Annotated in this window: 12 protein-coding genes; all 12 read left to right on the forward strand. The window is 59.2% G+C overall.

Annotated elements, in window-relative coordinates:
* The gene (locus tag P0N66_RS02290) at positions 1-372 is read left to right on the forward strand and encodes a J domain-containing protein (RefSeq protein WP_275802362.1); all 372 of its coding nucleotides are present in this window, start codon (positions 1-3) and stop codon (positions 370-372) included.
* 41 nt (positions 373-413) lie between these two features.
* Positions 414-557: a putative type II toxin-antitoxin system PemK/MazF family toxin gene (locus P0N66_RS02295; RefSeq protein WP_275802363.1), complete on the forward strand. Its 144-nt coding sequence runs from the start codon at positions 414-416 to the stop codon at positions 555-557.
* A 211-nt stretch (positions 558-768) separates the two neighbouring features.
* Positions 769-1,875, forward strand: a complete 1,107-nt coding sequence (locus P0N66_RS02300; RefSeq protein ID WP_275802364.1) for a sulfurtransferase — start codon at positions 769-771, stop codon at positions 1,873-1,875.
* 90 nt (positions 1,876-1,965) lie between these two features.
* On the forward strand, positions 1,966-4,611 hold the full coding sequence (locus P0N66_RS02305) for an efflux RND transporter permease subunit (protein ID WP_275802365.1): 2,646 nt from the start codon (positions 1,966-1,968) through the stop codon (positions 4,609-4,611).
* A gap of 3 nt (positions 4,612-4,614) precedes the next feature.
* Complete coding sequence (locus P0N66_RS02310) at positions 4,615-5,400, forward strand: outer membrane lipoprotein-sorting protein (protein WP_275802366.1); 786 nt, start codon at positions 4,615-4,617, stop codon at positions 5,398-5,400.
* 286 nt (positions 5,401-5,686) lie between these two features.
* Positions 5,687-6,976 carry a hypothetical protein gene (locus P0N66_RS02315; protein WP_275802367.1) on the forward strand — a complete coding sequence of 430 codons (1,290 nt, stop codon included), beginning with the start codon at positions 5,687-5,689 and terminating at the stop codon, positions 6,974-6,976.
* A gap of 24 nt (positions 6,977-7,000) precedes the next feature.
* The gene (locus tag P0N66_RS02320) at positions 7,001-7,198 is read left to right on the forward strand and encodes a YgaP family membrane protein (RefSeq protein WP_013164409.1); all 198 of its coding nucleotides are present in this window, start codon (positions 7,001-7,003) and stop codon (positions 7,196-7,198) included.
* 50 nt (positions 7,199-7,248) lie between these two features.
* Positions 7,249-8,643 carry a reverse transcriptase family protein gene (locus P0N66_RS02325; protein WP_275802369.1) on the forward strand — a complete coding sequence of 465 codons (1,395 nt, stop codon included), beginning with the start codon at positions 7,249-7,251 and terminating at the stop codon, positions 8,641-8,643.
* A complete protein-coding gene (gene mtnN / locus P0N66_RS02330; RefSeq protein ID WP_275802371.1) occupies positions 8,636-9,457 on the forward strand; it encodes a 5'-methylthioadenosine/S-adenosylhomocysteine nucleosidase in 822 nt (273 codons plus the stop codon). Before P0N66_RS02325 ends, mtnN begins: the two co-directional genes overlap by 8 nt.
* Positions 9,458-9,491: 34 nt before the next feature.
* Complete coding sequence (locus tag P0N66_RS02335; protein WP_275802372.1) at positions 9,492-11,186, forward strand: tetratricopeptide repeat protein; 1,695 nt, start codon at positions 9,492-9,494, stop codon at positions 11,184-11,186.
* Positions 11,183-12,871 (forward strand): hypothetical protein, encoded by a 1,689-nt coding sequence (locus tag P0N66_RS02340; protein WP_275802374.1) that lies wholly within the window; start codon positions 11,183-11,185, stop codon positions 12,869-12,871. The genes P0N66_RS02335 and P0N66_RS02340 overlap by 4 nt, the downstream gene beginning before the upstream one ends.
* Positions 12,872-12,887: 16 nt before the next feature.
* On the forward strand, positions 12,888-13,688 hold the full coding sequence (locus P0N66_RS02345) for a hypothetical protein (RefSeq protein ID WP_275802376.1): 801 nt from the start codon (positions 12,888-12,890) through the stop codon (positions 13,686-13,688).
* Positions 13,689-13,830: the final 142 nt, after the last annotated feature.

Raw genomic sequence — 13,830 nt, forward strand, 5'->3', positions numbered from 1 at the left:
ATGACCTACGAAGAACTGCGGGCGGCCCTGGATCTTTTCGATCTGGACGAAGGCGCCACCCTGGCCGAAATCAAGCAGCGCCACCGGGAGCTGGTCAAACGGCATCATCCCGACCACCACGGCGGCGACCCCGCCGATGATGCCGTTGCCACCGGTGATGTTTCAGGTCACCGGCAACCGACAGCGGCAAACACCGACCACCGGAACCAGGAATTGATCCGGCAAATCAATGCCGGTTACCGGCTGATCCTCGATTATATCCACAACTACCGATTTTCCTTCACCCGGGAAGAGTTCTACAAGCAAAATCCCGACCAGCGGCTGCGCCACCAGTTCGGCAACGACCCCCTGTGGGGCAACGGCTGGCGGTAATGGTTGATTTTCTGGTGTAAAATTTTGCGATTAGCCATTCCATGGACTTTAAATTCAGATCCTGCATCGCCAACCATTACCTGCTGGACGTTCAGTCTGACCGGTTGAAAAATCCCGTCTGCTCCCTGACCGAACAGCAGTTCACCATCACCGGCGCCCTGGATTTCCTTTTTCAGAGATTTTAGCAGATCCGCGCGCCAAGCCCCTGCCACCCCGCCATGTTCCATTCCTGAAACACTCCCCGCAACAACAAGTACTCTGGCCATGGCGTTCGCGTCATTTCGGAAAAAAGCTGACAAAAAGCGATTCGGCTTGACAGTGCCTCTTTATATTAATACATTTTTATATGTCAATTGGCTTGTGCTTGCATGTTACCCCAAACTAGGAGGAGATACCATGAAGATCAACAAGTTAGGCAAAACAGCGGCAGCCGGGACCATTATGGTGGGAATTCTGCTTTTCCTGGCGGTCCAGGGGGCCTCGGAACGGCTGGCCCCCCGCAACTGGCAACCGACCGATGCCAACCCTCGCCTGCTGGTCACCCCGCTGGAGGTGTGGGAGCATCGGGATCAATGGCTGGTGGTGGACCTGCGGGACCGGGAATCATACCTGGCGGGCCACCTTCCCGGCGCCATCCATTTGGGTGATCGGGCCCACAAGCTGCTGCGCACCGACATGTTCGTTCCCGACTTCCGCCGGGAAGAAAGCCCCCGAGCCGGCGAGGTTTATGAGCACCTGGCCATGCAGCCGGTGGCGGAACTGGAACGAGTTTTTTCCCGGGCCGGCATCAGCCATGGGCAGACGGTGGTGCTTTACAGCGACTACGAGGACACCCTGCCCGGCTACACCTTCGTACCCTTCGTGGTTCTGGAATACCTGGGCCACCCCGATGTCCGGGTGATGGACGGCGGCATCGAAAACTGGTGGGCCCACCGGCTGCCCGTCGAAACCAGGGAAAACCGCCTGCCGCCCAGTAACTTCCGGACCCGACTCCGGCCTCAGGTGATCGCCGACGAGACGGAGGTACTCAGCATCGCCCTGATGAACTTGGCGGTGCTGGATGAAATGGGAATCGACGATCGGCGAATCGACATGCCTCAGTTGGTGGACAGCCGGATCGCCGATGAACATTCCGGCGCCCAACCGGCACCCCCCGGCCACGCACTGTATGAAGCCGGCGCCCGGGCCGGTCGGATCCCCCAAACCACGGTCAACGTGCCCCACTGGCAGCAGTTCGCGGACATGGAAACTCTGCTGCTGAAACCCATTCCCGAGCTGGCAGCCATGTACGCCGCCCTTGACAGGGAAAAGAGAACCATCGTATACTGCTACATTGCCAACCGGGCCTCGATGACGTACTTTATTCTGCGCCTGCTGGGCTTCAACGACCCGGCCGTGTATCATGACAGCTGGATTGTCTGGGGCAACAACCCGCAACTGCCGCTGGCCTTCGATCGCGGCGTGTCCGGGGCAACCACCCCCAGAGCGGGCGGCTACCAATAATCAACAGGTTTTGCGCGCCGAAGTCGAGCAACTGCAACGCGCCCGTTCCGCCGATTGAGCATCGGCAAATCACCTTTACTGGAAGAGATCATGTCCGGACACCAATGGATTCTCCCCGCCCTCAACCGCCCCCGGCTGACCATCGCCCTGCTGGTGCTCTTCGCCCTGGCCCTGGCCGCCATGCTTCCCCGCATCACGGTGGACACCAACCCGGAAAACATGCTGGCCGCCGACGAGCCGGTGCGCCTGTTCCATGACCAGGTTAAGAAGGAGTTCACCCTGCACGACATGGTGGTGCTGGGAGTGGTCAACGAGGAGCACCCCGACGGGGTCTTCAACCCCGAAACCCTGGGTCGGGTACTGGATCTTTCCCGTTTCGCCCAGGACCTGAGCGACCCGGACAACCCGGAACATCGGGTGGTCAAACGCTACGTCATTGCCCCGGACGTGGTGGACTCCATCGAACAGGACGGGCCCGGCCAGATCCGCTTTGAATGGCTGATGCCTGCCGCCCCCACCACCCGGGAAGAAGCCCTGGCGGTGCGGGACCGGGCGCTGAACAACCCCATGCTGGCCGGCACCATGGTTTCAGAAGACGGCCAGGCCCTGGCCATCTACCTGCCGCTGAGCACCAAGGAGTACGCCTACCAGGTACGCCGCGCCCTGCTGGACAGGATCGAGCAGTTCGGAGCGGTACCGGAAGAGTTTCACATCACCGGCCTGCCGGTGGCGGAAGAGACCTTCGGGGTGGAGATGTTCATCCAGATGGCCATCTCCGCCCCCCTGGCGATGGTGGCCATCTTTCTTTTGATGCTCTTTTTCTTCCGCCAGCTCAACATGATCATCGCCCCGATGATCGTCGCCATGCTCACCGTGATTTCCACCATGGGGCTGCTGATCGGCACCGGCCAGACGGTGCACATCATGAGTTCCATGATCCCCATCTTCCTGATGCCCATTGCGGTGGTGGACAGCATCCATATCCTCTCGGATTTTTTTGATAAATACCAGGAGAGCCGCAACCGGGAAAAGACCCTGAAGGAGGTCATGGACCACCTCTTCACCCCCATGCTGTTCACCTCGCTGACCTCGGCCGCCGGCTTCGCCTCCCTGGCCCTGACCCCGATCCCGCCGGTGCAGGTGTTCGGCATCTTCGTGGCCATCGGGATTATCCTGGCCTGGCTGATCACCATCCTGCTGGTTCCCGCCTACATCATGCTGCTGAAAGAAGAGAAGCTGGCCAATTTCGGCCAGCGGCCGGTCGCCGGTGAGCTCAAGGCCGGAGCCGCCGTCGGCGCCCCCCTGCTGGTGCGGCACCTCAACTGGCTGGGCGGCTTTACCTACCGGCACGCCAAGCTGATTGCCGGCGGCAGCGCCCTGGCCCTGGTGGTGGCGGCCATCGGCATCAGCCAGATCCAGGTCAACGACAACCCCATGAAGTGGTTCACCGAAAAGCACCCCATCCGCCAGGCCGACCGGGTGCTCAACCAGCACTTTGCCGGCACCTACGAGGCTTATCTGGTGCTGGAGGGCCTTGATCAGGAACCGGCACCCGCCGCCCTGGCCACCGAACTGTGGGAGTCGCTGTGGAACCAGCATGCCCATCCCGACCGGGTGCCCTGCGATCTCTTCCTCGATCCGCCCGAGTGGTGGACCCTGGAGGCCCGCTATGAGGCGGAAAACCTGGCCAAGGAAGTCACCGACCCGGACGAGTTTTTCCGCCGCCTGGAAAACAAATGGGAAGAGCGCCTGTTTGCCGCCGAGGATGACGCCAATTACGATTTCTGGCTCGACGCCCTGGACCGGCTGGGTGAGATGCAGGGCCGGGGGGCGACCTTCCGCCAACCGGAGGTGCTGGCCTGGCTCATCGAGCTGGAAGAGCACCTGATCCGGGCCGGCACGGTGGGTAAAAGCAACTCCCTAACCAGCCTGGTACGCAAAGTCTACCAGGAACTGCTGGGCGGCGAACCGGCGGATTACCGTCTGCCGGAAAGCGCCGCCGGGGTTTCCCAGACCCTGATGGCCTTTCAGAACAGCCACCGACCCGACGATCTCTGGCATCTGACCACCCCGGATTTCCGCAAGGCCAATATCTGGCTGCAACTTAAAGACGGCGACAACATGGTGATGGAGCGCACCCTGGCCGACCTGGAGGAGTTCCTGGCCGCCCATCCGCCGCCGGTGGAGTTGCGCCACGACTGGGCCGGGCTGACCTACATCAACGTGATCTGGCAGGAGAAGATGGTCTACGGCATGCTCTGGGCCTTTCTCGGCAGCTTCGCGGTGGTTTACCTGATGATGACCCTGCTCTTCCGCTCGCCGTTGTGGGGCCTGCTGGCCATGATCCCCATCAGCGTCACGGTGGCCTTCATTTATGGCTTGATCGGTTTTATCGGCAAGGACTATGATATGCCTGTAGCGGTGCTCTCGGCCCTGACCCTGGGGCTGGCGGTGGATTTCGCCATCCACTTTTTGCAGCGCTCCCGCCAGGCGTACCAAGAAACGGGAAGCTGGGCGGCGGCCCGCAGCCGGGTGTTTGCCGAGCCGGCCCGGGCCATCAGCCGCAACGCCATCGTGGTGGCGGTGGGTTTCATGCCACTGCTGGCCGCCCCGCTGATGCCCTACAAAACGGTGGGCTTCTTCCTGGCGGCGATCATGGCGGTGTCGGGGCTGGCCACCATGTACATGCTGCCGGCGGCCATCCGGCTGCTGGAAAAACGACTCTTCAAGAGGTAATTTATGACTTCGCGGATCCTTGCCCTTTCCCTGCTCTTTTTGCTCGCTTCCGCCACCATGGCCTGGGCCATGCCGGTGGCGGAGATTGTCGAGCGGGCCAACCTGGCCTCCTACTACGCCGGCGACGACGGCCGCTCCGAGGTGCGGATGACCATCACCGACGCCCAGGGCCGGGAGCGCCAGCGGCAGTTCGTGATTCTACGGCTCAACCTGGAAGAGGGCGGCCGCCAGCTCTACTACGTCTATTTCGAACGGCCCGCCGATGTCCGCCGCATGGTCTTCATGGTTCACAAATACCTGGAACGGGAAGATGACCGCTGGCTCTTTCTGCCCGATCTCGACCTGGTGCGCCGCATCGCCGCCGCCGACAAGCGCAGCAGTTTCGTCGGCTCCCACTTCCTCTATGAAGACGTCTCCGGTCGGGCCCCCACCGAAGACCGGCACGAGTTGGCGGAAGAAACCGCCGTGCATTATGTGCTGGACGTCACCCCCCGGGAACCGGAGACGGTGGAGTTCTCCCGCTACCGGGTGTGGATCGACAAGGAAAATTTCCTGCCGGTAAAGGCGGAATATTACGACCGCGGCGACAACCACTACCGGACGGTGGAGGCCCTGGAGATCGAAGAGATCGACGGTTTTCCCACCGTGGTCAAGTCCCGGGTAATGGATCTGGAAGGCGGCGGCGAGACGGTGATGGAATTTGCCAGCGTACGCTACGATATCGGGCTGGACCAATCCCTGTTCACCGAACGCTACCTGCGCCGCCCACCGCGCGAGGTGCGCCGGTAAACGTCCAGCAGCACCGCATCTTCGGGCGATCACGGGGCGCCTCAGGGCAAGGGGCAAGCCGGGTGAAACATGGACGGGGGGCGCGGAAACCGGTAGCGGCGGGTTTGTCGGCGGCCGGGCGCATGGACGCGCAGGAGGACGCCGACACCTCGGAGGCGGGCAGGAGGCCCGCCGAGAATGAGCCGCTGCCGGTTTCCGCGCCCCCCACCCCCTGGCCACAACCAAGTTCTTGGGAGCTTGCCGGCTGGCCATCGGCCCTGGTTAACACTGAACTATTGGAAAAATTATGACTCGTCTGTTTAAACATATGCTGCCGGCGGCTTTGACCGCCCTGTTGCTGCTGCCGCTGCCGGCGGATGCCGAAATTGCCGGGGTGCAGGATTATTTTTATGACCGCTTTGAGGTGGACCTGCACGGTTTTACCGAGGGCCGGGGCGGGCTGCGGCTGGACCGGGAAGAAGATCAGCGGGACGCCTCCATCGGGGAAGCGCGGCTGCAGTTGGATTTCAGCCGCTGGCTGGGCGACGGCGAGCTGCGGTTGAAAACCGACCTGCTGGCCGACGGGGTGGAGGAAGAGCTGAAGCTGGAGCTGCGGGAGGCCAACTATGCCTTCTCACCCCATCCCGACCTCGATATCCGCCTGGGTCGCCAGGTGCTGACCTGGGGCACCGGCGATTTGCTCTTCATCAACGATGTCTTTGCCAAGGACTGGGAGTCATTTTTCATCGGCCGCGACGACGAATACCTGAAAAAGGCCGCCGATGCTGTGCGGCTGGGGGTGTTTGCCGGGCCGGTCAATCTGGACCTGGTCTATGTGCCGCTGGTCACCCACTCCACCTACATCGACGGCTCCCGGCTTTCGTACTGGCATGGCGGGCGGCAGCAGATCGTCGGCCGCGACGAGATCGCCCGCGACAAAAGCCGCAACCGGGTCTTCCGGGACAGCGAATACGCCCTGCGCCTGTATCGCCAGCAGGCCGGCACCGAGTACGCCCTGTACGGCTACTACGGTTTCTGGAGCACCCCGGAAGGGATGCAGCAAAGCTCCGGCCGCCTGATCTATCCCCGGCTGGCGGTCTACGGGGCCAGTGTCCGCCGGCCGTTGCTGGGCGGCATCAGCAACCTGGAGGTGGGTTATTACCACTCGCTGGATGACTCTTCCGGCCGCGATCCCCTGGTGCGCAACAGCGAATGGCGGCTGCTGGTCGGCCACGACCGGGAACTGGCCCGCGACCTCACCGCCGGGATCCAGTACTACCTGGAGCGCAAGGTGCAGTACAACAATTACCTGGCCTCCCTGCCCCCCGGCGCCCCGGCGGCGGACCGCAACCGCCACCTGCTGACCCTGCGCCTGACCCGGCTGCTGCTGCAGCAGAACCTGACCCTGTCGCTGTTTGTCTACTGGTCACCGTCGGACCAGGACGGCCACCTGCGCCCCAAGGCCAATTACAAGATCAGCGACCAGTTGGCGGTGGAGGTTGGCGCCAACCTGTTCCGCGGCAGCCGTGACCATACCTTCTGGGGACAGTTTGAGGACAACAGCAACGTCTACTTAGGCCTGCGCCGCACTTTCTAATCTTTACAAACGGAGACCAACCACATGATTGTCAACGACTGGATTCACGTCTTTGCCGGCACCTTTATCTTGGTCGGCCTGGCCCTGGGCACCTGGGTACACCCCTACTGGTATTTCCTGCCCGCCTTTGTCGGCGCCAACCTCTTTCAGTACGGCTTCAGCAAATTCTGCCCCCTGGGAATCATCCTCAAAAAACTGGGCGTACCGGAAAACCGAAGCTGACAGCCAAGTAAGCTGGCCAGTTGTAAATGATTACGCCCCCTCTGGGGTAAGTGCTCACAGGTACCGAAGGTTGCGGCAAGCGAGACGGCGATGCGTACCTTAACGTGAGGCCGGCTCGATCGCCGCAAGACGCGGTGTCCTGTGAGCGTTTACGACCAGTTTCCCATATCTTCTTGCTGCACTCTCGCCCGGAACGGAACAACCGCTCTTCTTCCGCCACTCAATGTCTTAAACGGCTCCCAAACAAAGCAGAAAAAAGGGAGCTTTTTCTTCGCAATCTGCGGCTGGTCAACGAGCGGGCCGGGGTGGAGCCGGAAGTGATCGACCTGCTGGAAGCCTTCGCCCGGCTGGAGCTTGACCGAGGACGGCCGCCCAACCTGGCGCCGGCCCGGCCGCCCAATCCAGCCAAAAAGGTTCGCCTGTTCCTCGCCGCCAATAACCACCTCCCCGCCCCGGCCCTTGACTTTCTGGCCGCCTATTGTCAGCGAATTTACGAACAGGGTGTGGTTTGCCTCCTGAATCCCGCCCATCTGGCCCAAACCGTTTCCTTGCCCTTGAACCGGTTGCAGCATCTGGCGGCCACCGCCGAGCGCCATTACTTTTCGTACCCGATCCCCAAAAGTGACGGCAGCACCCGCCTGATCCACGCTCCTCGACCTGAATTGAAAAAGGCGCAACGGGGCGTTCTCGATGAAATTCTCGCTTTTGTGCCCCTCAACCCCCACGCCGAGGGCTTTCGCCGCCGCCGCTCCATCGTCACCAACAGCCGGCGGCATGTGGCAAACCGGGTGGTTGTCAAGTTGGACATTGAGGATTTTTTCCCCAGCATCACCGCCCAGCGAATTTTCGGGGTGTTTACCGGCCTGGGCTATCCCCGACAGGTAGCCGAACTGCTGACCGGCCTGACCACCCGCCGGGGAGTCTTACCCACCGGCGCGCCTACCAGCCCCTTTCTTTCCAACCTGGTCTGTCGCCGCCTGGACCGGCGGCTGGCGGGAGTCGGGGAGAAGATGGACTACGAGTATTCGCGATATGCCGATGACCTTACCTTTTCCAGTCAAAACAGAAACATGACCCAACTGCTGCCTTTTCTGCAGGAGATTATCCGGGAGGAGGGCTTTGCCGTCAAGACTGCCAAAACCCGCATCCAGAGAAACGGCGGCCAGCAAAAGGTCACCGGGATCGTGGTTAATTCCCGGCCCAATATCGCCCGCCGGGAAATCCGCAACCTCCGAGCGATAATTCATAACTGCCGCCGGCAGGGAGAGCTGCAATTGCAGGCATACAGATACGCCGCCGCCCGGGGAGCGGCCCGGCCGGAACAATACACCATCGACGCCCTCCAGGCTTCTCTGCGGGGCAAAATCAATCTGGTGCGGCAGGTCAACCCGGAAATCGGAGAGCGCCTGTTGCGGGATTTTCTGACGATCAGCTTTCATGGTTGAAACGAACACCACCAAATTTTCCCGGTTCCTGCTTTGGCAGATACTGTTTGGAGCAGTATTGCTTTTTCTGCTGCCACCGGCCTCCTGGGGGGCAACCGGGATCATTGTCGCCCGGACCGATGCCTTCGAAAGCATCAGGAGCCTGATGAGCAATACCTCGACCCTGACCAGGGCCGGCAGAGAGTATGTCACCGGTCGCCATGCGGGCCGGGATTTGGTCCTGGTGCGCTCGCCCATGGGCAAGGTCAACAACACCATCACCACCCAGATCCTGTTATCCGAATTCGAGGTTGACCTGGTGATCTCCATCGCGCCGGCGGGGGCAGTAGATCAAAACCTGAAAATCGGCGACATGGTTCTGGCCGACCGGGTTTACCAGCATGATTTCGGCACCATCAAACCTTATGGCTTCATCTGGGGCAGAACGCCGGACGGCACCGGCTGGGAAGATGAGGGGTACAATGCCCATCCGGAAACCGCCGCCATGGAACAGGCCTGGAGGAGATCTAAACCGGCCGGGCAGAAAGGATGGAAACTGGTCATTGGCCCCGTGGTCAGCGGTGATCAGATGATCGCCGACGAAGAAAAGCGTGACTGGTTGCGGAGCAAATTTCAGGCGGTGGCCGTTGATATGAGCGGGGCTGCCATCATCCAGACCTGTTTCGCCAATGGAGTGCGCGGCCAGATTGTCCGGATCATCACCGACCAGGCCGATATCGCCGCCCGCAGCGATTTCGAGGCCTCTTTCGGTCCGGACAATTACGAACCTGACTACCGGCTGCTTATCAAAATTCTCCTCGACGCCGCCCCCTGAGCGCAATCATAAAGTTACCCCGAAGAGACCCGCCATGCAGAAAAAAATTTTAATCTTCTCGATCACCTGGTTGCTGCTGTTGTCGGCCCTGCCGGCTGCTACCCAGGCCGCGGATCGTTATTACCTGCTCGTTCAGGCCCGAGCCGCTCTTTCCCTGGGAGAGCAGGGGACCGCCATCGAGAAATACACGGAATACATCGCCGCCCACCCGGCGATCACCGGCCGCAAAACCGCATCGTTTCGCAGAAATTCGCAATACTACCTGCGCAACCTGCTCATTGCCTACGGCGGCCTGATCGAGCAGCAGCAAGCCTTGGGACTATACGAACAAGCACGGCAGAATCTGGATCGTCTGCAGCAGGTTCGGCAGGATAATCAGTTCGGATCCAAAAACCTTTACAACCTGGCCAAAATATATCGTGACCATGGCCGCACCCGGGAAGCGCACGCCGCCCTGCTGACCATTGTTGCCGACCAGCAGCGGGCTCCCCAAAAAACCAACAACAAGGTATTTGTCCGGGCCAGCGCCGAACTGGCGGAAATTCACCGGGAAGAAGACGACCAGCAAGCCCTTGCCGCAGTGCTTGACGCCGCCGTCAACGGCATTGAACTGTTTGGGCTCGATCTGAAGGATCGTTACCGGATAGGCCGATTGCTGCTGGATAATGGTGATCGTCCCAAGGGCGAAAAGATTCTGCGCGACATGATCGAATCCATGACCCTGGATGATCTGGCCGCCGAGGAACACGCCCTGATCCGCGCTGTTTCAGCGTTATTGCGGCTCAGGGCGGCCGACAAGGAGACCACCGCCCAATTGCTTGCTGGTTTGGATCGCTTTGAGGGGGTTTATGAACTGGGCCTGCGCAATCAATATTCCCTGGCCATCGCCTGCCTCAACACCAGTCATCATCAAGCCCGTGGGATCCGGATGCTGGCCGAAATCAAAGATCGGTTCCCCGCCACCACCTATGCCCGCCGGGCGCTTTTCGTCCTGGGCCGTACAGCCGCAAGCGCTGAAGAGTGGGGCCAGGCCATGCACCATTACCAGGAATACATCGACCGCTACCCCGAACCGCGTTTTTTCTCATTGAAGGCGTATTCTCGCCTTATCGACAGCCAGTGGGCCAAACTCAAGGATCACGAGCTCATTCGGGCCGAATCCCGGCGCCTGGCCGATCTGGTCAACGATATCGCCGATTACGAAACCCAGTTGAACCTGGCCCGGGATCTCCGGGACAAGGGTTTCGATGAATTGGCGGCAGCCACCTTCAGTCTGGGGGAGGCCGCCGCCAGTGAGCAGTTGCGGCGGGAACAGCGGGCCGAAAAGCGGCTGCGAATCTTATGGAACCTGCAAAGATACGGCTATCCCTTGCAGCGATTTTCCCTGGTGGAGGAATCGGCCGCCGCGGCCCTGGAACTGATCGACGATCCCCGCAACACCTCTACGCGCGCCAAGGAAAGCACCAATTTTATCAAATCCCAGAGCCTGATCTGGCTGGGCCAGGCGCAACGGCGACAACAGCAACCTGATGCGGCCCGCAATGCTTTCGCGACTTTTCTCAGGGAGTTCCCCGACAGCCCGGACGCCGATTATGTTCGTTTCAATCTGGCCGACATCCACGAAGAAGAAGGAGAAACTGCCTTGGCAGATGAACTCTACCGCCGAATTGAGACCGGAGTCTGGCGGGAGCGAGCGGAGCGCCGGCAACAGCGGGGGAACAGCCGATGAAGTGGGCCAAATTTGCCCTGCAATTACTGCTTTTGCTGTTTCTTTTCGTTCCTGCCACCGCTGTCGCCTGGGAATGTTCGGCCTCCATCGCAGGACCGCATTGGGTAAAGATCGGGCGGACCATCACCTTAACGGCTGAAGGATTGCCGGCGGGTGGTTCTTACAGCTGGTCCGCCACCCCGAATCTTTTTCCCCGTGGCTCCACGGCCACCCTGACCGGATATAAGCCCTCCACCTCCGATTACATCAGGGTGTCGATGCGCTACGCCACCCCCAAAGGCAACTCCTGCAGCGACACCAAGTGGATTTACGCCCACCCGGCCTGCGAAGTGCTGGTTTCCGGGCCGGGCCAGGCCGGGGTGGGGGAAGCGGTCAACCTGGGTGCCGCCGCCGATCCGTCTGATGGCGTTTTTGCCTGGAGGATCAGCTCGGGTAGCGGTAGCATTGCCGGTGATGGCCCCAAAGCAGTTTACATCGGCGATCAACCGGGGGAGGTGGAGATCGAGGTTGCCTACACCACCAGCGACGGGGCCGAAACTTGCAAGGGTTACCATCAACTCAGCATTGTGGAGGAATGCTCATTGACCATTGACGGCCCCAGTGAGACCCCTTTGGGTGACACCATCGGCCTGCTGGCCACGGGAACTCCTGACGGCGGATCATACCAGTGGACGCCACTTACCGGCCTGACCCCAAGCGATGACCACCAAAGCGGAACGGCTTATTTCACCCCGGAAACCGCCGGGTTCCACGGGTTGCACTTGCAGTACACGACTACCAGCGGCGAGACGTGCCAGGACAGTTATCCGGTGGTGGCTTATAAACTGGAAAGCCTGACCCCCACAGCGGTCTGTTATGACTCCGGCACCACCCTCCAGCATTCTGATTTTGACCTTTTGACCATGCCGGCGGGCTATGAGAGCACGGTAACCTTTATCCCGGCAACGGTGACCACCTTATGGCGAACGGAGGAGGTAGAGGTAACCGGCTCGTGCAGCGACGGAGACAGCAACAATGCCGTTAGCACGGTTCTGGTGGTAAACAAGGACGTCAAACAAACGACATCAGTTGCCATCGAGATTCCGAACTATGTAAATGACGCCTTGGAGACAATCGGAGTCGGCGACGCCACCGACCTCAGGATGGCAACAGATTTCGAAAGATACAGCGAATGCTGCTCCGGCACCAAAGTCGGCTCTTCCACCAGCGGGAGCGCGACAGCCGGGTTGCATATCGATGCCGGCCCGTTCACCATTGTCGGCATACCCCTGCCGCCTAAGATCAAAGATTATGTCACTCTCGACGCCATGGCGGTAACGGTCACCGGCGGTACCGATGCAGAGATCAACGGCAATTACGATGCTTGTCAGGACTCCACCCAATGGAGCGGCTCCGGAGGTTTGGCGGCGACAATCGAAGTGGGTGGTGAGGTGAAAGCCCAAAGCCCTAATGAGGTTGTAGTTTTTAAAGGAAAACTTAGCGGAAAATCAGGCGTATCGCAAACACTAGAGGTTGAGTCGGCAGGTCTGCTTATTTCTGGTGAATGGTCTGGTTTAAATGTTTCCGGGACAATATCACTAAGATTGCGCCGAATGACTATAATTGAAGAATCTGTCCATAGATTCATGGTTGATAGAAAAGAGCTGTTGCCTGCTTATGTGTCATTACCAGTTTTAAATGACTAAAATTTAGGAGATAAAAATGGTAAAAAAAATTCTAATTTTATTTTTCGTATCATTGCATCCTATAGTATGTTATGCAAGCAATTATGATGACCCGATTAAGATAACCACCATAACAAGAACACAAGCCGATTACTTGTCGCCGGAAAATACTTTGTTTGCTGTACAGTCTTGTTTAGAGACTCAAGATATGGATTGGTGTGACGAGCTTATGACCAATAAATCACTCGCTCGCGATATAAAACTTTTTCAGGAAGCAGGTATAGATCGTAGCGAAATGTTCCGGTTACAAAAAAGCGTTAAAGAATCATTTATAATTGACAAATTTGAATTCAAGGATGCTGTGGTTATTTTGGTTGAGGATCATGAACATAACGGCAGTGTTAATATCATACCGTCGACTTTTGTCAAAGAAGATGGATTATGGAGGTTAACAAATAAATATTCTGCCGACCAAGATCTCCATAAATATTTTTATTATATCCCCCCGCTTTTCTACGGCAAGGGGGGGCGCCCAACCGATGTGAACAAGTTTCTAGGCTACGCCCAGCCCACCGAGGCTCGAACCGAACTTGCTCCCGGAGCGAACAGCTATACTGTTCACGTTTATTATGGCCGAACTGTCGATCCGGCCACTTTTTCGGCGGAACTGAACCGGGAGGATATCAGCGCCCTGTTCTCTCCCGAGCCCTTCACCGACGAGGAGCTGGAAATTCCTCTCCAGCCGGGCCGCAACACCCTGGTGCTGTCCATCGAAGGGGGTCGCAATGATGGCAAAACGGCCCGGGATACCGATCGCCTGGTCTTTATCGTGCCGTGACACACGGAGATACTCTATATTGGGGTGGCTACGAAAGCCCCGGTTGGCGCAAAACTCTTAATATGGTATGGTGCAAAAAACTTAACAAACCATATTAAGAGCTGGTGGCGCCAATGCCGTATTTGGACTCAAAAGCAACAAA

It is taken from the genome of Desulfurivibrio dismutans (assembly GCF_029210385.1).
In the GTDB taxonomy this organism is placed as follows: domain Bacteria; phylum Desulfobacterota; class Desulfobulbia; order Desulfobulbales; family Desulfurivibrionaceae; genus Desulfurivibrio; species Desulfurivibrio dismutans.

Coding starts and splice junctions, on each gene's coding strand:
- P0N66_RS02305 (WP_275802365.1), top strand. CDS start 1,966: ATGTCCGGACACCAATGGATTCTCCCCGCCCTCAACCGCCCCCGGCTG.
- P0N66_RS02300 (WP_275802364.1), top strand. CDS start 769: ATGAAGATCAACAAGTTAGGCAAAACAGCGGCAGCCGGGACCATTATG.
- P0N66_RS02340 (WP_275802374.1), top strand. CDS start 11,183: ATGAAGTGGGCCAAATTTGCCCTGCAATTACTGCTTTTGCTGTTTCTT.
- P0N66_RS02290 (WP_275802362.1), top strand. CDS start 1: ATGACCTACGAAGAACTGCGGGCGGCCCTGGATCTTTTCGATCTGGAC.
- P0N66_RS02335 (WP_275802372.1), top strand. CDS start 9,492: ATGCAGAAAAAAATTTTAATCTTCTCGATCACCTGGTTGCTGCTGTTG.
- P0N66_RS02310 (WP_275802366.1), top strand. CDS start 4,615: ATGACTTCGCGGATCCTTGCCCTTTCCCTGCTCTTTTTGCTCGCTTCC.
- P0N66_RS02315 (WP_275802367.1), top strand. CDS start 5,687: ATGACTCGTCTGTTTAAACATATGCTGCCGGCGGCTTTGACCGCCCTG.
- mtnN (WP_275802371.1), top strand. CDS start 8,636: ATGGTTGAAACGAACACCACCAAATTTTCCCGGTTCCTGCTTTGGCAG.
- P0N66_RS02295 (WP_275802363.1), top strand. CDS start 414: ATGGACTTTAAATTCAGATCCTGCATCGCCAACCATTACCTGCTGGAC.
- P0N66_RS02345 (WP_275802376.1), top strand. CDS start 12,888: ATGGTAAAAAAAATTCTAATTTTATTTTTCGTATCATTGCATCCTATA.
- P0N66_RS02320 (WP_013164409.1), top strand. CDS start 7,001: ATGATTGTCAACGACTGGATTCACGTCTTTGCCGGCACCTTTATCTTG.